This window comes from bacterium (assembly GCA_018814885.1).
Lineage (GTDB): Bacteria > Krumholzibacteriota > Krumholzibacteriia > LZORAL124-64-63 > LZORAL124-64-63 > JAHIYU01.
Genome location: JAHIYU010000021.1, coordinates 1 through 21,957, shown reverse-complemented (window position 1 = coordinate 21,957; position 21,957 = coordinate 1). Strand labels below are relative to the sequence as shown.

20 protein-coding genes are annotated in these 21,957 nt (G+C 65.1%); 9 read left to right on the top strand and 11 right to left on the bottom strand.

Features of this window, described 5'->3' with window-relative positions:
- Positions 1-18: 18 nt before the first annotated feature.
- The 9 genes from KJ554_01155 to wecB (KJ554_01115) form a co-directional block, all read right to left on the bottom strand.
- Entirely contained in the window at positions 19-837 is an 819-nt protein-coding gene (locus KJ554_01155; GenBank protein MBU0740939.1) for a polysaccharide export protein, read from the bottom strand.
- A gap of 140 nt (positions 838-977) precedes the next feature.
- Entirely contained in the window at positions 978-1,679 is a 702-nt protein-coding gene (locus KJ554_01150) for a hypothetical protein (GenBank protein ID MBU0740938.1), read from the bottom strand.
- A gap of 315 nt (positions 1,680-1,994) precedes the next feature.
- On the bottom strand, positions 1,995-2,732 hold the full coding sequence (locus tag KJ554_01145) for a sulfotransferase (protein MBU0740937.1): 738 nt from the start codon (positions 2,730-2,732) through the stop codon (positions 1,995-1,997).
- 56 nt (positions 2,733-2,788) lie between these two features.
- Positions 2,789-3,619, bottom strand: a complete 831-nt coding sequence (locus tag KJ554_01140) for a WecB/TagA/CpsF family glycosyltransferase (GenBank protein MBU0740936.1) — start codon at positions 3,617-3,619, stop codon at positions 2,789-2,791.
- A gap of 44 nt (positions 3,620-3,663) precedes the next feature.
- Positions 3,664-4,794, bottom strand: coding sequence for a glycosyltransferase family 4 protein (locus tag KJ554_01135; protein MBU0740935.1), 1,131 nt, complete (start codon positions 4,792-4,794; stop codon positions 3,664-3,666).
- Between the two features lie 44 nt (positions 4,795-4,838).
- Positions 4,839-5,975, bottom strand: a complete 1,137-nt coding sequence (gene wecB, locus KJ554_01130) for a UDP-N-acetylglucosamine 2-epimerase (non-hydrolyzing) (GenBank protein MBU0740934.1) — start codon at positions 5,973-5,975, stop codon at positions 4,839-4,841.
- Between the two features lies 1 nt (position 5,976).
- The gene (locus KJ554_01125; GenBank protein ID MBU0740933.1) at positions 5,977-7,095 is read right to left on the bottom strand and encodes an NAD-dependent epimerase/dehydratase family protein; all 1,119 of its coding nucleotides are present in this window, start codon (positions 7,093-7,095) and stop codon (positions 5,977-5,979) included.
- A gap of 4 nt (positions 7,096-7,099) precedes the next feature.
- Positions 7,100-8,110, bottom strand: a complete 1,011-nt coding sequence (locus KJ554_01120; GenBank protein MBU0740932.1) for a polysaccharide biosynthesis protein — start codon at positions 8,108-8,110, stop codon at positions 7,100-7,102.
- A 227-nt stretch (positions 8,111-8,337) separates the two neighbouring features.
- Complete coding sequence (wecB, locus tag KJ554_01115; protein ID MBU0740931.1) at positions 8,338-9,438, bottom strand: UDP-N-acetylglucosamine 2-epimerase (non-hydrolyzing); 1,101 nt, start codon at positions 9,436-9,438, stop codon at positions 8,338-8,340.
- A gap of 139 nt (positions 9,439-9,577) precedes the next feature.
- Between wecB (KJ554_01115) and KJ554_01110 the strand changes: the two genes are divergently transcribed.
- The 8 genes from KJ554_01110 to KJ554_01075 all read left to right on the top strand — a co-directional run bounded on the left by KJ554_01110 (position 9,578) and on the right by KJ554_01075 (position 20,541).
- On the top strand, positions 9,578-10,561 hold the full coding sequence (locus tag KJ554_01110) for a hypothetical protein (protein MBU0740930.1): 984 nt from the start codon (positions 9,578-9,580) through the stop codon (positions 10,559-10,561).
- A gap of 121 nt (positions 10,562-10,682) precedes the next feature.
- Positions 10,683-12,380 (top strand): DNA topoisomerase VI subunit B, encoded by a 1,698-nt coding sequence (locus KJ554_01105; protein MBU0740929.1) that lies wholly within the window; start codon positions 10,683-10,685, stop codon positions 12,378-12,380.
- Between the two features lie 24 nt (positions 12,381-12,404).
- Entirely contained in the window at positions 12,405-13,916 is a 1,512-nt protein-coding gene (locus KJ554_01100; GenBank protein ID MBU0740928.1) for a carboxypeptidase M32, read from the top strand.
- Complete coding sequence (locus KJ554_01095) at positions 13,909-15,174, top strand: DNA topoisomerase IV subunit A (protein MBU0740927.1); 1,266 nt, start codon at positions 13,909-13,911, stop codon at positions 15,172-15,174. The genes KJ554_01100 and KJ554_01095 overlap by 8 nt, the downstream gene beginning before the upstream one ends.
- 9 nt (positions 15,175-15,183) lie before the next feature.
- Positions 15,184-15,984 (top strand): M48 family metalloprotease, encoded by an 801-nt coding sequence (locus KJ554_01090; GenBank protein MBU0740926.1) that lies wholly within the window; start codon positions 15,184-15,186, stop codon positions 15,982-15,984.
- Between the two features lie 19 nt (positions 15,985-16,003).
- Complete coding sequence (locus KJ554_01085; GenBank protein ID MBU0740925.1) at positions 16,004-16,657, top strand: NUDIX domain-containing protein; 654 nt, start codon at positions 16,004-16,006, stop codon at positions 16,655-16,657.
- A 113-nt stretch (positions 16,658-16,770) separates the two neighbouring features.
- Positions 16,771-17,760: a malate dehydrogenase gene (locus KJ554_01080; protein ID MBU0740924.1), complete on the top strand. Its 990-nt coding sequence runs from the start codon at positions 16,771-16,773 to the stop codon at positions 17,758-17,760.
- 147 nt (positions 17,761-17,907) lie between these two features.
- Positions 17,908-20,541 (top strand): immune inhibitor A, encoded by a 2,634-nt coding sequence (locus KJ554_01075; protein ID MBU0740923.1) that lies wholly within the window; start codon positions 17,908-17,910, stop codon positions 20,539-20,541.
- Positions 20,542-20,609: 68 nt separating this feature from the next.
- On the opposite strand, the gene KJ554_01070 is transcribed toward KJ554_01075, so the two are convergent.
- The gene (locus KJ554_01070) at positions 20,610-21,203 is read right to left on the bottom strand and encodes a YceI family protein (protein ID MBU0740922.1); all 594 of its coding nucleotides are present in this window, start codon (positions 21,201-21,203) and stop codon (positions 20,610-20,612) included.
- Positions 21,200-21,346: a CDGSH iron-sulfur domain-containing protein gene (locus tag KJ554_01065; GenBank protein MBU0740921.1), complete on the bottom strand. Its 147-nt coding sequence runs from the start codon at positions 21,344-21,346 to the stop codon at positions 21,200-21,202. Before KJ554_01065 ends, KJ554_01070 begins: the two co-directional genes overlap by 4 nt.
- Before the next feature lie 205 nt (positions 21,347-21,551).
- Here KJ554_01065 and KJ554_01060 point away from each other — a divergent pair.
- The coding region (locus tag KJ554_01060) for a hypothetical protein (protein ID MBU0740920.1) at positions 21,552-21,957 on the top strand (406 nt) is incomplete at its 3' end.

The window sequence follows — 21,957 nt, the reverse complement described above, 5'->3', positions numbered from 1 at the left end:
TTCGATCCAGTCCTTCCCCTACCTGACGAGCCGATCGATCTTGTCGATGTTCGTGATGGCATAGATATCCCAGAAGAGATCGCCCACAGACAGCACGCCGGCCAGCATGGTCCTCCTGAAGAACGAGAAGTCTCCCATGGCGGACTGCGGCACGTAGATGACGTCGTAGGGTTGCAGATCGTAGATTTCCGGCGCCATGAAGGCCCGTTTCTCGAGATGTGAGAGGTCCAGGTGACGGTACTGATACCCCTCCGGCGTGATACGCACGTGCAGCACTTCGCTCATCGAGGCGTCTTCTGTGAAGCCGCCGGCTTCGGCCACCGCCTGCAACACGCTTGCGTTCTCGCGCTGCAGGATCACGGAACCGGGTTTGAAAACCTCTCCCAGCACGTACACGCTGAGTTCGCCGAATTCCCTGATCACGATGGAGAGTTCAGGGTCGAGATACTCTTCGGCGTATCTGCTGGTGATCGCGCTGTCCAGCTGGCTGATGGTCAGACCGACAGCCATCGTCCTATCGATATGAGGCAGGGCGACTCGCCCGTCCGGCAATACTATCATTCTGATCTGATCCATATCCGGATAATATTCGAAAAGGACATCGAAGACATCGCCCTTGTGCATTCGGTACTCGGCGGTGCTCGCCTGGTCCCATGCCAGCTGTTCCTCCGGCGTGAACGGCTGCATCTCAGTGTTCACAGAACGGAAACTGCTGGAGGCACAGCCACCGGCCGTCAGGCAGATACCGGCAGACACCAGGAAAAGGGCCGGGAGAGCCAGCCGCCAGACTTGCCGTACGGCATTTTCGGGTTGAGTGGCTGAGCCGAGCAAGATCACGAGCCTCCTTGCCGAACACGGACGAGCGAGCGGGCGTCTGGATCCAACGGGCCACCGGCTGCTATAATGTCCCCCGATTTGTCGGGCGGCAACCATCAAGATCTCTTTCGCCGGGCTTCCCGTACCGACGACTTGGGTACTCACACGCCGACGATTCTCCGGTAGAGAAAATCGGGTATGTCGAAGGTCCGCTTGTTCAGAACGGTACCGATCACGTTGACGCCCTGGTTACGCATGTCCTCGATGTTGCGCAGGATGATCTCGTGCTTGAGCCGCCGGGTTTCAACGACGATCACCAGACCGGCTGTCGGCTTGGCGATATGCCCTACATCGATGGACTGCGTGATCGGGGGCGCATCGATGATCGTGAAGGCGAAGTCCTTGTTCAACTGTTCCAGAAGATCCAGGTAACGGTTGCTGAGCAGGATATCCGTTTGCTTCATTGGCCGGTTACCGTGAGGAATAACGGCCATTTGACCGGTTCCTTTCAGCTTGTCGGCGAGCTGCGGATCCAGCAGAAGGTTCCTGAAATCCACAGGGCTGTCGATGGGTTTCCTGAGCGGCGAGATGAAGTTGGCGTCGATCCAGGCCACGCGCACGTCGAGGATAATCGAGAGATGTCGGGCTACGTTGAAGGAAACATAGCTGTTTCCTTCGCCCTTGATGGAACTCGCGAAGGTGACCACAATCCCCGATGCGCCACCGAGCATCGCTATCATGGAGTTGGCGAGACGTTCGAACTCCGCCATCTGCGCCCCTGGCGGCTTGGGAAACAGATCCCCGCTGTCGAGGGTCTTTAGCTTGAACTCAAGATCGAGTCCCTGCCCCGACTTCTTGCGCATGGCTGACATAATCTTGCTCAATTTAGGTACGTCCTCACTCCATCGAACCCGACTGGGCTATGCGGGGCGCCAAGCACGACGGCCGAAGCACGCCCCCTGCGTCGCCGGAAGGGGATGTCAAGCCCCGGGAACAAAATACATCTCTTGCCACATCTATGCCATCGTCACGGCTATGACATGCTTTAGCAAGAACTCGTACCTGACTCCCGGAGTTGGAGTGAAGGAAGAAAAGCTGTTCAAGAGAGTAATCAGTATAACAACATACAGTTAGGGTGTCAAGGCAGAGCTACGGAGCGCCAGGAACTCCCACCTGCATCACCGGCGATACTCATCGAGTCTCGCCAGGATCTCGTCCACGCTGAGGCCGCGGTTCCATTTCAACATCCTCTCGGCAACCATGAGCAGGAGATTGGCGCGGTTGCGACTGCGGAAGAGATCCTTGCGGCGGCGGTCAACGAGTTTACGGCCCACGAATCGCTGCAATCGCTCGAACTCCTCGTCGCTCTGCATCAGTTCCGAGTACGAGAGAACCAGGTATTCACACGAAGTCGAACGCAAGTATCTGAGAATATTCATGTTATGTTCGTGCCAGCGAATCATGTACTTCCATGCGGAAAAGGGCATCTTGTAGCTGCCGAGCAGGCTGTGTCCGGCGAAACGCTTCCAGAGCTGGCTGGGATGACGGTAGACCACGATCACCTTGTGCTCGGGCAGGGACTTGCTCCACAGCGGATAGACCAGACAGGTACGCGGATCCTTGAAGCCCCAATCCCCGTACCGGGCGGCGTTGTCCTTCACGATCCGGTTCATCCGCGCCTGCTGATCCGCCGAGATCTCCAGTCGTGTCGGGGCTGCGAGATCGATCACCTGGTAATCCCGCACGCCCAGGATCTCCATGTTCAGGTGGAGAATGGTCTGCCGCTCGTACTTGTTACCCTTGTCATACGAGATCGACTCGTCCAGATCGTCGACCATGTTTATGCCCGAATGGTGGAGGATCTGCGATATCAGTGTCGTACCAGACTTGTGCATTCCCAGCACAACGTAGATCAAGACAAGTACTCCTCAGGTTTGATGAACCCCGTGGCGCGGGCGGCCGGACCGCCGCGCTAGCCCTTCCGTTTCCCCTTGCGGGTGTAGTAGTCCGGGATCGAGAAGGAATCGTTCCTACGCACCACCGACTCCCAAAACAGCCGCGGGATGAGTCCGAAGAGCACCCTCAGACCTGCTGCGAAGAGAAGATCGTACAGACGTCTCGGCTCCTGGAAGAAACGATAGAGCCAGGTTAGGCTGAGCTTCTTTACGAGCCGCGGGATCGGCTTTGTCTTGCCGGCCAGGATATCGATGGTGCCACCGACGGGAGCCAGTACGGAGGCCTTCAGCTCATGCCGATAGCGATGCACGAACTCCTCCTTCTTGGGCGATGACATGCCGATCAGGAGGATGTTGGGATTGCGCTCGTTGATCAACCTCACCACGGCCTGTTCTTCTTCGGGACGGTAGAACCCGTGCATGCCTGGCAGGACCTTCGCCCCGGGGAAGCGGGCTCGAATGTGGTCGGAGGCGATCCGGTTCGAAACTTCGTCGGTACCGAACAGCATGACCGAGAATCCGCGGGCGTCTGCCAGCTCGAGCAGCGACTCGGTTATCTCGGGCAAGGAATCGTCCGACCGCAGGGGCACGCCGAACATGCGCCACAACAGATAGAAGCCCCGGCCCTCCGGAGCCATGATCTCGAACCTGTTGGCGATTTTCGGGAGCTGCGGCATGTGAACGAATCTCTCAAAAACGGTCAGGCTGTAGCCGTAGCAGACGGCCTGCCCGCCCTCCTCTATGCAGGCCTCGAAGAAGCGCATCAGGTCGGGCGTGTCGAACGCCGTGACCTTCACGTCGAAGAGGTCGTAGTTCTGTATGTTGAACCGATCGAGATCCGGATGCATGTCTTTCCGTTTCGCCGCTCCGTCCGTACGGGGCCCCGGAGGCGTCAACCGTTCCGGGCGAGGTCCCTGTACATCTCTAGCAACTTCTCTTCCTGTGTTCCCCAGTTGTAGCGCGTACGCGACAGCTCCCTGGCCTTGTCCTTCATGACCGGCAGGTCATCAGGGTTATCGGTCAGCGCATGCAAGCCCTTGACGATGGATTCCACGTCGTCGGCGTCCACGGCGACGGCGGCGCCCGGTTCGACGAACTCCTCGACGAAGGCATCGAGATCTGAGCTCAGGATGGGCAGACCCGCGGCGAGGTACTCGTACATCTTGTTGGTGCTGCAGTAACGGACGTTGAGTTCGTCGAAGGGGTTGGTCAGCAGGTTCACCGCCACGTCGTATCGGGAGATGGTGGGGATGACCTCGCTGGGATTGACCAGAGGCACGAAACGGACCCTGTCCTGGAGCCCCAGTTCGTCGACCTTGCGCTTGAGGACCTCCTCGCTGTCCTGGTAGCCGAAGGCCAGCAGATACAGGTCGACGCCCGGTACCCGGCGCAAGGCTTCGAGCAGGAGATCGAGACGATTCCCGTTCAGGTTGTAGCCTCCGCTGAAGATCATCCGCAGCGGCCCCTCTTCGCGGGCGGCGGTCGGCGCCGGCTGCTCCCCCTCGAGCCGGGGATAGTTGGAGACGATGGTGAACCGTTCCAGCGGGATACCGAACCGCTCGCCAACCGCCCGCGCCCGCCCCTGGGAGGCGTTGATCAATCCCTCGGCCTCGTGGATGAACCGCGCTTCGAGCCAGGCCGCCAGCCGCGAGGCTTCCCATTGCACCTCGTGTGCGTCGTAGACGAACCGCCCCCCGTGCAGCCTGCTCGACAGGTACATGCCGACCAGGAACATGGTATTGTGGGCGTGATAGAAATCCGCGCGCGTGAAGAGCAGGATGAGATTGATGATGGCCACGTTCACCAGCCCGGCCAGGTTGCGGAGGAACCTGTACCTGCGGGAAAACACCGGCAAGGTGTACAGGCGGAAGGGGAAGGTCTGACCCGCCGGCGCCTGCCACGCGCCGCGGAAACCACGGACTGTCACGTCGTACCCGCAACCGGCCAGGGACACGGCTTCCTTCTGCACGCGGTAATCGTGGTAGATGTCCGACGATTCGGCCATGACGACGCGCAATGGCATGGTACAGTCCTCCGGGCGATGAGATCCTGCGGCGCCGGTCGGCGTCAGGTGTCCAGCCGTTTCAGCCAGATCTTCTGGTTCACGAAATCGATGTGGCTCAGGATGATCTTGGCGACCTTCCAGGAGACCTGATCCACGTCGTAGTCGTCCGGGATGCGGCAGGGGCCGAAACGCTCGAACTGGGAGAGCGTCAGCTCGATCGCCTGCAGGACCCGCTCCTTGCGGATGCCGCTCATGACCAGGACGCCCTCGTCCATGCCCTCCGGCCGCTCGTGGGCCTGGCGGATGGTGATGGCCGGGAAGCCGAGGATGGAAGACTCCTCGGTGATGGTGCCGCTGTCCGAGAGGGTGCAGCGGGAGTCCTTCTGCAGGGCCACGTAGTCGATGAAGCCCAGGGGAGGCATGACGCGGATCCGGGGATCGAGGTTCAGGCCCCGCGCTTCCAGCCGCTTGCTCGTCCGCGGGTGGGCGGAGAAGACCAGGGGCTGGTCGTACCTCTCCGCGACGCCGTTCAGGGCGTCGACTAGGCTGTCGAGGTGGACCTCGTCGTCCACGTTCTCCTCCCGGTGCATGCTGACGGTGAAGTATGCGCCCCGGGCGAGGCCGAGGCGGTCATGCACGTCCGAAGCCGAGATCGCCGCGGCGTGGTGATCCAGCACCTCCTTCATGGGCGAGCCGGTCTTGATGATCCGGTCCTGCGGCAGGCCCTCGGCGATGAGGTAGCGCCGGGCGTGCTCCGAGTAGGTGAGGTTGAAGTCGCTCACGTGGTCCACGATGCGACGATTGATCTCCTCGGGCACGCGCATGTCGAAGCAGCGGTTGCCCGCCTCCATGTGGAAGACCGGGATCTTCAGGCGCTTGGCCGCGATGACGGACAGGGCGCTGTTGGTGTCGCCCAGGACGAGCATCGCGTCCGGCCGCTCCGCCTTGAATACGGCATCCGACCTGGCGATGACGTTGCCGATTGTCTCGGCGGCGGTCTCGGCCGCGGCATCCAGGAAGATCGCCGGCCTGGTGATGCCCAGCTCGTCGAAGAAGATCTCGTTCAGCTCGTAGTCGTAGTTCTGGCCGGTGTGGACGATGACATGCTCGGTCACCTCGTCCAGCACGGACATCACGCGAGAGAGCCGGATGATCTCGGGGCGCGTGCCGACCACCGTCAGAACCTTGATTTTCTCCACGTCAGACCTTCTCCCAGTAAGTGTCCGGAGCCTCGGGCCGGAAGATCTCGTTCGCCCAGAAGATGGTGATCATGTCGTGCCCGCCGCAGTTCTCGATGGAATGCGTGTAGCCGGGCGGGATGTCCACGATCTCGATCTTCTCATCCGAGACCTCGTACGCGACGATCTCCTCCTCCCCCAGCTTGCGCAACCGGATGACGCCCCGGCCCCGGATCACGCAGAACTTCTCCACCTTGGTGTCGTGGTAGTGGTCGCCGCGCGTGATGCCCGGCCTGGTCTGGGAGACGAAGATCTGGCCGAAACCGGGGGAACGCACCAGCTCGAAGAGCCAGCCGCGGTCGTCGGTCCTCATCTCGGCCGGGACGGAGAAATCGCCGGCATCGAGGAAGGACAGGTAGGTCGAGTACATGTAGCGCGTCAGATCGTCCGAGAAATCGGGCACGATGGCCCGGGCGCGCGCGTCGCGGAACGAGACGATGAGGTCGTGCAGGTCCCCCAGGGTGATCTCGAAGGTCTCGTCCAGCTCGTGGTATTGCCGCGAGGTATCGAACGCCTCGCTGTCCATCAGGGAAATGAAAGTGCGGACCACGGTGTCGACGTAGCAGAAGTGGATCACGTTCGATCGGTCGCTGAGTTGGACGGGCAGACCGCGGGAAATGTTGTGGCAGAGGGTCGCCACCACGGTGTTGTAGTTGGGCCGCGACCATTTGCCGAAGACGTTGGGCAGCCGGTAGATGAAGACGGGCGAGTCGTTTTCCCGGCCGTGCCGGGCCAGGATATCCTCCGCCGCCTTCTTGCTGACGCCGTAGGGATTGTCGCGCTCGGCCTGGATCGAGGAGGTGAAGACCACGGGTACGCGCCGGCCGTCGGCCTTCAGCAGATCGAGGAGGCGGGACGTCAGATCGACGTTGCCCTCGCGGAATTCGGCGGGATCCTCCGGGCGGTTCACGCCGGCCAGGTGGAAGACCCAATCGACCTCCCGGATCAGATCCTCCAGATCGGCGGGGTCGTCTTCGATGTCCAACCCGTGAACGACCGTGTCCGGCAGGCGGCCGAGGGCCAGGCAGAGATTGCGGCCGATGAACCCGGCCGCGCCCGTGACCAGTACTTTGCGCGTCATCCCCTCAAGCTCCCAGTTCCTGCTTGATGTAGTCGAGGTCCAGCAGCATCGCCTTGAGCTCGTCGTCGCTCAGCTGGGTCGTGTTTTCCGAGGTGTAGTCCTCTTCCCGGGATACCTTCTGCTCGCCCTTCTCGAAATAGAGCTCGTAATTCAGATCCCGGGTGTCCGAGGAGATCTGGTAATACCGGCCCAGATCCCTCGCCCGGATCATCTCCTCGCGATTGAGCAGCGCCTCGTGCTTCTTCTCGCCGTGGCGCGTGCCAATGATCTGGACAGGGACGTCGGATGCGAAGATATCCGTCAGGACGCCGGCGAGTTGACCGAGGGACGCCGCGGGAGACTTCTGCACGAACGTGTCCCCGGAGTTGCCTTTTTCGAGTGCGAAGAGCACAAGATTGGTGGCGTCCTCGAGAGACATCATGAACCTGGTCATCTCGGGATCGGTGACGGTCAGCGGCTGACCGGCCTTGATCTGGCTGACGAACAGGGGGATCACCGACCCCCGCGATGCCATGACATTGCCGTAACGGGTCACGCAGATCGTCGTTTCATCGGGAGCCAGGTTCCGCGACTGGGCGATCGCCACCTTCTCCATGAGAGCCTTGGAGATGCCCATGGCGTTGATGGGATTGACAGCCTTGTCGGTACTCAGGACGATGGCGCTGCGGACCTTGTTATCGATGGCCGCCTTGAGGGTATTGTCGGTCCCCAGTACGTTGGTGCGAACTGCTTCGATGGGGTAGAACTCGCAGGACGGGACCTGCTTGAGGGCGGCGGCGCTGAAGACGTAATCAACCCCCCGCATGGCGCAACGCAGGCTGGCCAGATCGCGGACATCGCCGATGTAGAACTTGATCTTGTCGCTCTGATACAGGTGCCGCATATCGTCCTGTTTTTTTTCGTCTCGACTGAATATGCGGATCTCGCCGATGTCGGTATCCAGGAACCGGCGGAGCACGGCATTGCCGAAGGAGCCCGTACCGCCCGTGATCATCAGGGTCTTGTCATTGAACATGCGGTGATCCCCGTTTCCGGTTTTCACGGTGAAGACAGCAGAGATTTCCACTCGGGGATGGCAGCCCCGGCAAAACCCCGTCGTCGCGTCAAGTGTCCGAGAATGATAGAACACCCCGGCTTGAAAGCCAATGTATAATGACGTGCAACGGCGACTCGTCAAAAAGCGTATCGGCGGGAATCACGATAGCATTAAAGAAATTACGGCATCGGTCGGGCCCGGGGCGCTCAGGCCCGGGCACCCAGCCAGGTCCGCAGGATCGCGACGATGCGCGTCCCGGTCTCGCCGTCCCAGAGATCGGGCACCCGTCCCTTTTTCCATTCGCCGGCGAGGATGCGCGCAACCTGTCCCGGCAGGGAATCCAGCGTGGCCAGCTCGTTGGTCCCCACATCGATGGTGATGGGCCGCTCGGTGTTGGGCCGTAGTGTCAGGCAGGGGATGCCCAGATAGGTGGTCTCCTCCTGAATGCCGCCGGAATCGGTGAGCAGGAAGCGGGCGTGCATTGTGAGATTGAGGAAGTCGTCGTAACCCATCGGTTCGGTGAGAGTGACCTGCGAGTCGTCGCCCGCGAATCGGTCCGATAGCCGGTTGGCCGCCATGACCTTGCGTGTGCGCGGGTGGACTGGAAAGATCAGGGGCGTGCCCAGCGCATCCAGGCCGTCGCAGAGCCTGCGCAGCGAGGCCGGATCGTCGACATTGGCCGGCCGGTGCAGCGTGACCAGGCCGTAGCCGCGGGAATCGAGTCCGAAATCGGCATGCTTGGCCAGAGCCCGCGATTTCTTCACCGCATTGACGAGGCTGTCGATCATGACGTTGCCGACCAGCTTGATGCGCTCCTCTGCCACGCCTTCGGCGCGCAGGTTATCGTCCGCATCCTGGGACGGCGTGAAGAGCAGGTCGGCCACCGCGTCGGTCAGGATGCGATTGACCTCCTCGGGCATGGTCCAGTCGCGACTGCGCAGCCCCGCCTCCACGTGCGCCACGGGGATGCACAGCTTCTTGGCCGTGATCGCCGCGGCCATGGTAGCGTTCACGTCGCCCACGACGAGCACCAGGGCCGGCCGGTCCTCGCGGCAGATGCGTTCGAGCTTGAGCATCACGCCGGCGGTCTGCTCGGCGTGGCTGCCGCTGCCCACGCCAAGGTGCAGGTTCGGGCGGGGCAAGCCGAGATCGGCGAAAAACACGTCCGACATGTTCATGTCGTAGTGCTGGCCAGTATGGATCAGGACGGGCTCGAGACCTTCGGCCTTCACCAGAACTCGCCAGATCGGCGCGATCTTCATGAAGTTGGGACGGGCCGCGGCGATGAGGAAGATCTTCTGGGACATGGAACGACCTTGGTTTATTCTTGATCGAGATACGGGTTTCCAGGTTCGGACGGATTCTAATGTGCTTCAAGCCTGGATCATTTGCAAGATCGCCCCGGCGAAAACCGACGCAAGGGCAACAGGGACACGGGCGGCTGTCATGAGATTCATTCCATCCTTGCTCGTCGCGGCGATGCTGATCCTCTCGTGGTCCGCGACGTCCCCCGCCGCCCCCCTCCCCTTCGCCGTGCCCAAGGACGAGCCGGCGCCCGCCCGGCCGGCGTTCCGGGCACCACGGGGCGAGATCCCGCCCTGCGGGGGCGCCCCCACGCTCGTCGTGACCCTGGCCACCGACGAGACGCAGTCCGGCGACACCACCGGCGGCGCGTCCGCGGTCGCTGGCTACGCCTGCGTGGCTTGGCAGGAGACCGGTCCGGAAGCCGTCTATCTGCTGGACGTCCAGCAGGACGTGAACCTGCACGTGCGCCTCGACGCAGAGGTGGACCTGGACCTTTTCCTGCTCACCGACTGCGACAGCGATTCCTGTGCCGCCTGGCACAGCAGCGAGTTCGTGGTGAACCTGCCGTCGCGCGCCGAACCGTATGTCCTGATCGTCGACGGCTACCTGGGAGCCGAGGGGCCGTTCGCGGTGGACCTGCACGGTTACGCCTCGGGGCCGCCGCCGGGCGTCTGCGGCGACGCCGTGGCGGTCGTCTGCGGCGAGGAGCCCGTCGGCCTCGACGGCAACCTGTTCGCACAGCCCAACCAGCTGCTGGCCGACGCCTGCGCCACCTACCTGGAGCGGGGCGGGGAACAGTGGTACGCGGTCTCCCTGTCGGACAGCGCCGAGGTGACGGCCGGCATCTCGGAGCATTTCTTCGACGCCGCCATCTGGCTCTTCGACGGCTGCGAACCCGGCTCGCAGTGCGTGGCGTTCGCCGACGGGGCCGGCGTGGAAGGGGCCGAGGAATTGATCCACCGGAACCTGACCGGCGCCGGACAAACCTACTACCTGGCCGTGGACGCCTTCCACGAGGTGCAGAGCGAGGGCGCCGGCGCCTACCTGCTGACCTTCTCCTGCACGGACCAGATCGTGCCGGCCGAGACATCATCCTTCGGCGATCTGAAGGCCATGTTCCGTTGACAGCCTCTGACGACGTGTCCCGAGAATCGTTGCTTTGCCGCGAATTCTTGATCTCCCGCGTCCCGACCTGTAGTCTATCTGTCTGTCGCCGCCAATTCCGGGCCCGAAGGGATGGAGCCAGATGCCCGCAACCAGAAAAACCCACGCCAGAGCCACCGCCCAGAGCATGGCCAGCAAGCAACGCGAGATATCCATCAGCGAGTTCTTCACCAAGAACCGGCATCTGCTCGGCTTCGACTCGCCGGCCAAGGCCCTGCTGACGACCATCAAGGAGGCGGTCGACAACTCCCTGGACGCCTGCGAGGAGGCCGGCATCCTGCCGGAGATCCTGATCGAGATCGAGCCGGTGGCCGCCGCCAACGGCAACGGCAGGCGCAACGGAGACAACGGCAAGGACGACGAACCCGTCGCCCTGGAGCTGAACGGCGACAAGCCGAAGGCCGGCAGGCGCAAGGGCGCGGTGGCGCCTGTCAAGGAGGAGCGCTACCGGGTCGTGGTCCAGGACAACGGCCCCGGCATCGTCCGCCAGCAGGTGCCGCGCATCTTCGGCAAGCTGCTCTACGGGTCCAAGTTCCACAGCCTGCGCCAGAGCCGAGGCCAGCAGGGCATCGGCATCTCGGCCGCCGGCATGTACGGCCAGCTCACCACCGGCAAGCCGGTGGTGATCGTCAGCCGCACCCAGCAGCAGCCCCTGGCCCACCGCTTCGAGCTGATCCTGGACATGAAGAAGAACGAACCCGTCGTCCAGCAGGACGAGGAGCTGGACTGGGAGCAGGCCCACGGCACGCGCGTGGAGATCGAGCTGACCGGCTCCTACAAGCGAGGCCAGCATTCGGTCGACACCTACCTGCGCCAGACCGCCGTCGCCAACCCCCACGTGAGGCTCGTCTACCGCTCGCCGCGCGGCGAGGAGATAATCTATCCGCGCGCCGCGTCGGAACTGCCCGTCGAAACGAGCGAGATCCAGCCCCATCCCTACGGCGTGGAGCTGGGCATGATGCTGCGCATGCTCAAGGAGAGCAAGCAGCGCAATATCGGTGGATTCCTGCGCAAGGAGTTCTGCCGCGTGGGGCCCAAGACCTGCTCGCAGATCCTGGAGAAGGCCGGCATGCCGCCGCGCAAATCCACGCGGTACATGGATCGCGACGACGTGCAGGCCCTGCTGGACGCCGTCAACGACACCCGTATCCCCAATCCGCCCACCGATTGCCTCTCGCCCATCGGCTCGGAATTGATCCTGGCCGGCCTGCGGCAGGGCTTCGACTGCGAGTTCACCACCGCCGTCACGCGCCCCCCCGCGGTGTACAGGGGCAATCCCTTCCAGATCGAGGTGGGACTGGCCTACGGGGGACGCCTGCCCGCCGAGGAGCCGGCGCAGATGCTGCGCTACGCCAACCGGGTACCCCTGCTCTACCAGGCCTCGGCCTGCGCCATCCACAAGGCGGTGTTGGCCAACAAGTGGCGGAGCTACGGGCTGCAGCAGGCCAGGGGCGCCCTGCCGTCGGGGCCGCTGGTGATCCTGGTGCACATGGCCTCGGTGTGGGTGCCCTTCACCTCGGAGAGCAAGGAGGCCGTGGCCCACTACCCGGAGATCGTCAAGGAGATCAAGCTGGCCCTGCAGGAGGCCGGACGGCAGCTGCACCGGCACGTCCGGCGACGCGTGCGGGAAAGCGAGGCGCTGAAGAAGCAGTCGTACATCCAGAAATACATACCGCACATCGGCGACGCGCTGCGCGACATGCTCGGACTCGCCGAGCGGGACCGGGAGGAGATAATCGTCGCCCTGACCGATACGCTCGAACGAAGCCGCAAGATGTAACCAGCAGTGGGGGGAGAACTGCGGATGCCGAAAGCATATGAACGATATCGGGAGCACATGGCGGAGATTCGCGCCCTGAATTCGGCGCAGGGTCTGCTGTCCTGGGACCAGGAAACCTATATGCCCGTCGACGGACTGGCCTCGCGGGCCGAGGCGCGCGCGCTCTTGAGCGGACTGGTGCACGACCGCACCGTGAGCGTCGAGCTGGGCGACCTGCTGGCGGAACTGGCCGCGTCCGAGCTGGACGAGGCGCGCGCGGCGAACATCCGCGAGACGACCCGCGACCGCGACCGCGCGGTGAAGGTGCCGCGCGAGCTGGTGACCGAGCTGGCGCGCGTGACCACGCTCGCCCAGCAGGCCTGGGCCCGGGCGCGCGAGAACGACGACTGGGCCCTCTTCAGCCCCCTGCTCGCCGAGGTGCTGGAGCTGCGCCGTCGCCAGGCCGAAGCCCTGGGTTACGCGAACGAGCCCTACGACGCCCTGCTCGACGAATTCGAGCCGGGCGCCGACACGTCCGAGGTCGCCGCGATCTTCGCCGACCTGCGCGCGCAGCTGAAACCGCTGGTCACCGCCATCGGCGAGACCGGGCCGCACGACGACGCCCTGTCGCGGCGCCGCTTCCCCGAGCCGGCCCAGATCGCCCTGAGCCACCGCGTGCTCATAGCCATGGGCTTCGACTTCAAGGCGGGACGGCTGGACAGGTCGACGCACCCGTTCACCACGGGCGTGGGCGCGCGCGACGTGCGCCTGACCACCCACTACGACGAGCGCGACCTCGCCAAGTCGCTCTACTCCACGATCCACGAGGGCGGCCACGGGCTGTACGAGCAGGGGTTGTCGATGGAGGAGGCCGGGCTTCCGCTCGGCGAGGCGGTGAGCCTGGGCATGCACGAATCGCAGTCGCGATTGTGGGAGAACCAGATCGGGCGGAGCCTGGAATTCGTCACCTGGCTGATGCCGCAGCTGCATGGGTTCTTTCCGGGCGCGCTCGACGACCTCGGGCCCGGCGATTTCTACCGCGCCGTCAACATCGTGCGCCCGACACCGATCCGCATCGAGGCCGACGAGGTCACCTACAACCTGCACATCATCCTGCGCATGGAGCTGGAACGCGCCCTGCTGCGCGGAGACATCGGCATCGACGACCTGCCCGGCCAGTGGAACGAGCGCATGACCGAGGACCTGGGCGTGACCCCGCGCAACGACGCCGAGGGCGTATTGCAGGACATCCACTGGTCGTTCGGACTCTTCGGCTACTTCCCCACCTACGCCCTGGGCAACATCTACGCGGCCCAGCTCTTCGCGTCGGCGAGCGCCGAGCTGTCCGATCTCGACGGAAAGATCGAGCGCGGCGAACTGCTGCCCCTGCAGCACTGGCTGCGCGACAAGATCCATGTCCACGGCCGCCGGCACACGGCCGGCGAGCTCTGCCGGCTGGCCACCGGCCGCACCCTCGACAGCCGGCCCTTCGTCGACTATCTGCGCCACAAATTCGGCGCGCTCTACAACTTGGCAACAGGAGACATCCGTGCCTGAGACACCCGAGAGGAAGCAGCAGGCCGAGCTGGACTTCGACGCCGCGAAGCCGCCGCGCAAGAGCGCGGGCAATAAGAAGACCACGGCCGGCAAACCGCAGGCCCGGCCGAAGGCGAAAGCCGGACCGAAGGCGAAACCGGCGGTCGGCGCCGCGCCCAAGCCGGCGCCCGTCTCGGGCACGTCCCTGCTGAAGCGCATCAAGGAAGAGGCCGGCGTGGTGCGCACCAGCATCCTCGAGGGTCGCAAACCGTCGCTGCGCTTCCCGGTGCGCTCCCTGCAGAACGTCAAGTACCAGCCCAAGGTCGGCTACTTCGAGCTGAAGGGACGCAACAAGGAGCGCACGTTGACCGTCAGCACGGTCAAGACCTTCGCCCAGACGCTCAAGATGATGTCGCTGTCGCAGGAACTGGTGCGGACCGACGACATCGCCACCAAGCGAGAGGCCTACTACGTCAGCAAGAACTGGCAGGAGGCGCGCTTCAGCGAGCAGCCCGAGTCGGACGCGGTGATGGAGGACGTGGAGGCCTTCTTCTCGGTCAACCGCGAGCAGTTGGGCTTCGTCCCCGAGGAGAAGGGCGGCGACGTGGCGGGCCGGCTGGTGGTGATCGACCACGACCGCGACACGGGCGAGGAGTTGAGGATCGACTGCACGAAGTTCGGCAGCGGCGCCTACTCGATCCCGATCTCCGTGGAACATCTCGGCTTCGAGACCGATGCCAGATTCATCCTCTGCATCGAGACCGCGGGCATGTTCCAGCGCCTGGTCAAGCACAACTACTGGAAGCAGACCGACTGCGTGCTGATCTCCCTGGGCGGCGTGCCCACGCGGGCCTGCCGGCGCTTCGTGCGGCGCCTGTCGGACGAGAAGAAGATCCCCGTCTACGTCTTCGTGGACGGCGATCCCTACGGCTTCTCCAACATCTACCGCACCCTGAAGGTGGGCAGCGGCAACGCGGCGCACCTGAACGAGTACTTCTGCGTGCCGCGGGCGCGTTTCCTGGGCATCACGCCCCAGGACATCGTCGACTACGAGCTGCCCACGCATCCCCTGAAGGACGTCGACGTCAAGCGGGCCAGGGACGCCCTGAAGAACGACCCGTTCATCCTGCACCACAAGCCGTGGCAAATGGCGCTGCTGCAGATGATCAAGATGGGGGTCCGCGCCGAGCAGCAGGCGCTGGCCAAGCACGGGCTCAACTACGTCATCGAGGAATACCTGCCGCGCAAGCTGGGCGACGTGAAGGCGTTTCTTCCCTAGGAGGCTGTCGTGAAGACCATGCGTGACCTGCTTCTGCTGGCGTCTATCACATTGATCGCCGGCTGCGCCACAACCGGCCCCCAGGGGGAACAGAGCCTGATCCTGATCGACACGGGCACCGAGATCCAGATGGGCCGGGAGACCGATACGGGCATCCGGCAGGAATACCCCGTGGCGGACGATCCGGCCCTGGCCACCTACATCCAGCAGATCGGCTCCCGCGTCGCCGCCCGTAGCGACCGCAAGGACGTGCAGTACACCTTCACGGTGCTCGAGAGCGACATCGTCAACGCCTTCGCCGCCCCCGGCGGCTTCATCTACGTGACCACCGGCCTGCTGGCCCTGGCCGACGACGAGGCGGAGGTGGCCTGCGTGCTGGCCCACGAGACCGGGCACGTGGTCGGCCGCCACTCGGTCCGCGCGATCCAGAACGCCATGGGCATATCCCTGGCGGCGGAGCTGCTGCTGGGCGAGGAGGGCGAGGCCTGGGGACAGCTCGCCGGGCTGGGCGCGGGATTGTTCATGATGCGCAACAGCCGCGAACACGAGTTCCAGGCCGACCAGTTCGCCGTCAAGTACGCCGTGGCCGCTGGCTACGACCCGGCCGGGACGGTCCGCTTCTTCGAGAAGCTGGTCGCCCTGCACGGCGCGGGTCCCGGCGGCTTCGCGGGCTGGCTGAGCACCCATCCGCCCACCGACGAGCGCATCGTGCGGGCCAACAACGAGATCGGGCGCTACGACATGAGCGGGCACCCGCGCACCCGCAACCGCGATGCGTACCTGCAGGCCACGACGAGCCTTCGCAACTGACCGGCAAGAGGAGATTCCCGTGCGCAGCATCCTGGTCGTCGAACGCAAGCATCTGTTTCCGGGCCTGAGCCCGCAGGGGTTCCTGCCCCGGAGCGCGGTGGACCTGGACGTCCTGCAACCCCGCATGTTCTTCGCCGAGCGTGCGCACATGGAACAGGATTCCCACTACAAGCAGATCATCCCCTACCTGGTGCTGACGCGCGGCGAGGGCGCCGACACGCACGTGCTCTGCTACCAGCGCCTCGCCAGGCACACCGAACGGCGCCTGGGCGGCCTGTGGTCGGTGGGCTTCGGAGGCCACATCGAGCCGCTGGACCGCGACGACCCCGACATCGCCGAGCAGGGCCTGCTGCGCGTCAGCGCCCTGCGCGAGCTGGTGGAGGAGACGGGCCTGCGCGTCGACGGACAGGATCTCTCCCCCGCGGGCTACATCAACTCCGACCGCGAGGACGTCAGCAGCGTGCACTTCGGCGTGGTGTTCCGCATCCGTCTGGACAGTCTCGACGGCGACGACGAGGCGCTGCTGGCGACGGTCATGGCCCAGGCCGAGCCGCACCAGGCGCGCTGGGTGCCGGCGGCGCACCTGCCCGGCATGACCTGTCCGGGCGACGGGCCGAACGGCGGCAGCTTCGAGGACTGGTCGCGGATCGCGGTAGAGGGGTTGTTCGGCTAGAATTTCGCGTTGAAACCCGCGCATCAGAACACTACATTCGCCTGAGCATCCAACCGGGACCCGAGCCGGACACGTCCGGCGTGTTTCGTCTACCTCTAGCAAGGAGTACCCCGATGGTGAACAAGATCGGACTCGTGGGCGGCGGCCAGATCGGCGGCGTGCTGCTGGCGGAGATCGTCGAACGCAGGTTGGCCCGCGAGGTCGGCCTGGTCGACATCAAGCCCCCCGCCCTGGCCGAGGGCAAGTGCCTGGACGTGGTCGAGGGCTCGCCGGTGATCCGCAGCGACGTGGACTACGTCGCGTCGAAGGACTTCAGCGCGCTCAAGGGCGCCCAGTACGTCATCAACACCGCGGGCGTGCCGCGCACGCGCCGTCCCGACGGGTCGATGCCCACGCGCGAGGAACTGCTGACGATCAACCTGTCGATCACCGACGAGGTCGCCAAGGGCATCAAGCGCTACTGCCCCAAGGCCACGGTCATCTCCATCGCGAATCCGCTCGATGCCATCGTCTACCGGCTCTCCCAGCAGCTCGACCTGCCCAAGAACAAGCTGTTCGGCATGGCCGGCGTCCTCGACAGCGCGCGCTACCGCTACTTCGTGGCCAAGGAGGCCGGCGTGTCGGTGGAGAACGTCGAGGCCATGGTGCTCGGCGGCCACGGCGACACGATGGTGCCCATCCGCAGCTGCTGCCGCGTGGCCGGCATGCCGGTGGAGCAGTTCGTGAACAAGACCCAGCTGAAGAAGATCGAGGACCGCACGCGCAAGGCGGGCGGCGAGGTCGTGGGCCTGCTGGGCAGCGGCTCGGCGTTCGTCAGCCCGGCCTGGTCTGCCCTGGAGATGCTCGAGGCCATCATCTTCGACAAGAAGAAGATCATCCCCGTCTGCGCCCTGCTCGAGGGCGAGTACGGCGTGAAGGGCCTGTACGTGGGCGTGCCCTGCGTCGTGGGCAAGGACGGCGTGGAGAAGATCATCTCCGTGAAGATGACCGCCGACGAGAAGAAGCTCTTCCGCCACTCGGTGGGCGCCGTGCAGAAGACCTGCGACGAGGTCAAGAAGATGACGCGCAAGGCCGCGCGGCAGAAGAAGGCCGGGAAGAAGTAGAAGGCATCGTCGGCCGAAGACGCGCCCGTTCCGGCAGGAGCGGGCGCGTTTCTCATGTCTGGTCCGCCGCCGGGGTTTGTGTTATACTGGATCACCCGCCACTCGACCCGGATGCCGCACTCTTATCCCCCTCGCCTGGAGGCTGGAATGAGACGCTTCGCCCTCGCTTGCAATCGGCACGTCATGCCGGTTGCCGTCCTGATCGTCATCTGCCTCGCCGGCGCGACCGTCCTGGCCGCCGACGTCGACAAGTACTCCCTGGTCCGCGTCCATCTGGACTCCCCGGGCGCCATCGAGACCCTGCGGTCCAATCCCGGCCTGGACATCGTCCGGATCAAGCCGGGCAGCCACGCGGAACTCGTGGCGCGTCCCGGCGATCTGTCCTGGCTGGACGGCGCCGGCCTGCGCTACGACACGGTCCACCAGGACCTCGCGGCCCACTACGCCTCGCGCGCCAAGGGCCCCAACTTCGGCCTCTTCCACACCTACAGCGAGGCCGGCGACTGGCTCGACCAGATGCACCTCGACCACCCCGACGTGGTCAGCGCCAAGTGGAGCCTCGGCACCAGCCACGAGGGGCGCGACATCTGGTGCGTGCGCGTCTCGGACAATCCCGAGGTCGACGAGCCGGACGAGCCCGAGATCCTCTTCGACGGCATGCACCACGCCCGCGAGATCATGGCCTCGGAGACCGTGCTGATGCTCATCGACATGCTGGGCTCGGAGTACGGCGACGACCCGGAGATCACCTGGCTGCTGGACAACCGTGAGCTCTACCTGGTGCCCATCGTCAACCCCGACGGCGTCGTCTACAACGAGACCACCGATCCCAACGGCGGCGGCATGTGGCGCAAGAACCGCCGCAACAACGGCGGCGGCAGCTACGGCGTCGACCCCAACCGCAACTATCCCTACGAGTGGGTGGGCCCCGGCAGCAGCACCGACCCCTGGAGCGAAACCTATCGCGGGCCTTCCGCCGGCAGCGAGCCCGAGGTGCAGGCCCTGATGGGCCTGGTCAACGCCCACGCCTTCGTCACGGCGCAGAGCTTCCACACCTACAGCAACCTCACCCTCTACCCGTGGGGCTACACCATAGCCGACTCGCCCGACGAGGCGACCTTCCAGCACATGGCCGGCATCATGACCCAGTACAACGGCTACGAGCCCGGCCAGGCGCCGGAACTGCTGTACGAGGTCAACGGCGGCTCCTTCGACTGGGTCTACGGCGCCCAGGGCGAGCATCCCAAGTGCTTCGCCTTCAGCAACGAGATCGGCGGCAACAACGACGGTTTCTGGCCCGATGAGAGCCGCCGCGACCCCCTCTTCGCCGAGAACGTGGGGCCGTCGCTCTACCAGATCATGTGCGCCGGGGCGTACGTGAGGGCGGGCGCGCCCGTGGTCGTCGGCGGCGACGGCAACGGCCGCCTGGATCCCGGCGAGACGGCGGGCCTGGCCTTCGACCTGTCGAACCTGGGCGTCGTCGACGACGCGTCAGACGTCGTGGTGACCCTGTCCACGCCTGATCCGTACCTGCAGCTGCACGAGACGTCGCGCGCGCTGGGCGTCATCGCGGCCCGCGGCGCACTGGATCTCTCCGCCGCCCCCTTCTCCGCGACCCTCGATCCGGCCTGTCCCGACGGGCGCGCCCTGCCCGTCCTGGCGCAGATCACCTGGGACGGCGGCACGGTCGACCAGAAGCTGGTCTATCCGGCCGGCTCGGCCCAGATCCTCTTCGCGGACGACTTCGAGGGCGCCTTCACCCAGTGGACCGCGACCGGGCAGTGGAACCTGACCAGCAGCTACAGCCATTCCCCCTCGACGTCGCTAACGGACTCCCCGTCGGGGAATTACAGCGACGAGACGCTGACCTCGGCCACCCTGACCACAGGCATCCCGGTGCCCGCCGGCGGCACCCTGTCGTTCTGGCATCGCTTCGACATCGAGGAAGGCTGGGACTACGGCTACGTCAAGGTCTCCGGCGACGGCGGCGCCTGGAACACGGCGGGTACCTACACCGGCCTGCAGGGCGCCTGGACCCAGGTCGAGGTCGATCTGGCCGCCTACGCCGGCCAGTCCGTGCGGGTGCGCTTCGAGCTGGACACCGACTACTCGGTCACCGAGGACGGCTGGTACGTGGACGACGTGGTCATCGAGGGCATCGGCTCGTCCAACCAGCTGCCGCCCGCGCCGGCCCTGCTCGACCCGCCGCCCGGCGGCGAGACCCCGGCCGCCGCCACCCTGACCTGCGGCACGGTGACCGATCCCGAGGGCGATCCCGTCACCTACGGATTCCGGGTGTACGACGACCCCGAGCTGACCAGCGTAGTGTTCGCCACCCAGGGCGTGGCGTCCGTCGGTGCCCAGGCCCAGGCCGAGGTCCCCGGCCTGACGCCCGGCCAGACCTACTGGTGGCGCGCCTTCGCGGCCGACACCCTCGAGTGGGGATTGATGAGCGACGCGCGGGACTTCACCGTGAGCACCTCCACCGGCGTCGACGTCGCGATCCTGGGGCTCGACCTGCGTCAGCTCGACCGCACCGGCGGCGAGAATGCGCGCCTGTCGTTGAACCTCCCCCACGCCGGCGACCTGACGGTCACGGTCTACAACGCCCGCGGACAGGCCGTGCGCACCCTGGCCAGCGGCGAGCACGCCGCCGGCGGGCACGTGCTGACCTGGGACGGCCGCGACAACGACGGGCGCGGCGCCGCCTCGGGGGTCTACTTCGTCCGGGCCCGCGCCGGCGGCGAGACCGCCGTCAGCCGCGTGCTGATGGTGCGCTGACCCCGCCGACAACAGCGAAGGGGCGGGCCGTCCATGGCCCGCCCCTTCGCTTACCGCCGGAGATGTCGCTACTGCCTGACGGCCTCGATCTCCAGGGAGATGGAGACGTCGTTGCCCACCACGATGCCGCCCTTGTCCATATCCTTGTTCCAGCTCATGCCGAAGTCGCGGCGGTCCAGCTTGCCCTCTGCCGAGAAGCCCGCGCGGTGGTCGCCCCACGGGTCGGTGATCTCGCCGTTCAGCGCCAAGGCCAGCTCGACGGGACGGGTGACGCCCATCAGCGTCAACTCGCCGGTTAGCACGTAATCGTCGCCGTCGATCTCGACGCCCGTGGACCGGAAGGTCATCTCGGGGTGCTTCTCCACGTCGAAGAAGTCGGGACTGCTCAGGTGCTCGTCGCGCTTGGCGTCGTTGGTGTTGACCGAGGCCATGTCGATGACGGCCTCGACCGACCAGCCCTGCGGCTTGCCTTCCTCGAACTCCAGGGTGCCCGAGAAGGTGTTGAAGGTGCCGGCCACCTTGCTGACCATCATGTGACGCACCTTGAACGAGACGCTGGAATGAGCGGCGTCGATGGCATAGGTGGCGGCCTGGGCGCCGGCGGCCAGCACCAGCAGGCCGAGCAGCGCCAACGCGATGATCCTCTTCTTGAATTCGATCATTTCGATCTCCCTTTCTGGTATAACAGGTGCGAACCGTCGCAGAACGGCTGGTTCGTCGATTCGCCGCAGGCGCAGTAGACATGGCGCCCCGACGCGGGTTCCAGGACCACGGGTTTCGTCCCGGCGACCTTGGGTTTGTTCATGTCGTCTATCGCTTGTTCGGGTCCGGCCGGACCGTCCACGGAACCGTCCGGCCCGTCTGGGTGTCGTATCGCGGCGAACCGTTACATAAAATACAAGAGTGTTTTCAACTGCAACCCCGCCTTTGACCCATTGCGGCGTCGCGGGTATCCTGGCAAGAACTTACGTTGTCGCGCCGCATCCCCAGCATCCGGTGAAGAGGGGAACATGACGCTCCGCACGCGCATGATCGTCACCCACGCGCTGTTGACCCTGCTGCCGCTGCTGGCGCTGGGGCTCGGCCTGCGCCATTTCATGTCGCAGAGGCTCGCCGAGCAGTACGACCGCCGAGTCGAATCCCTGCTGTCCGCCATCGACGAGCGCCTGCTCACCCATCAGGACGAACTGGCGGCCCGTCTGACCGCTCTGCGCGATGCCGCGGCGATCGACCAGTCGTTCCTGCTGTCGGTGGCCGGGCTGCGCGAACGCGCCAGCTACCTGGACGAGTTCGTCGAGAGCGGACGCGGCCTAGCCGGCCTGGACCTGCTGGTGTTGATCGACGACCGGGGCGAGGTACGGGCCTGCTCGCCGCGTCTGTCCCTGGCCGACGACGGCGCCCTGCCCCTGCTGCGCG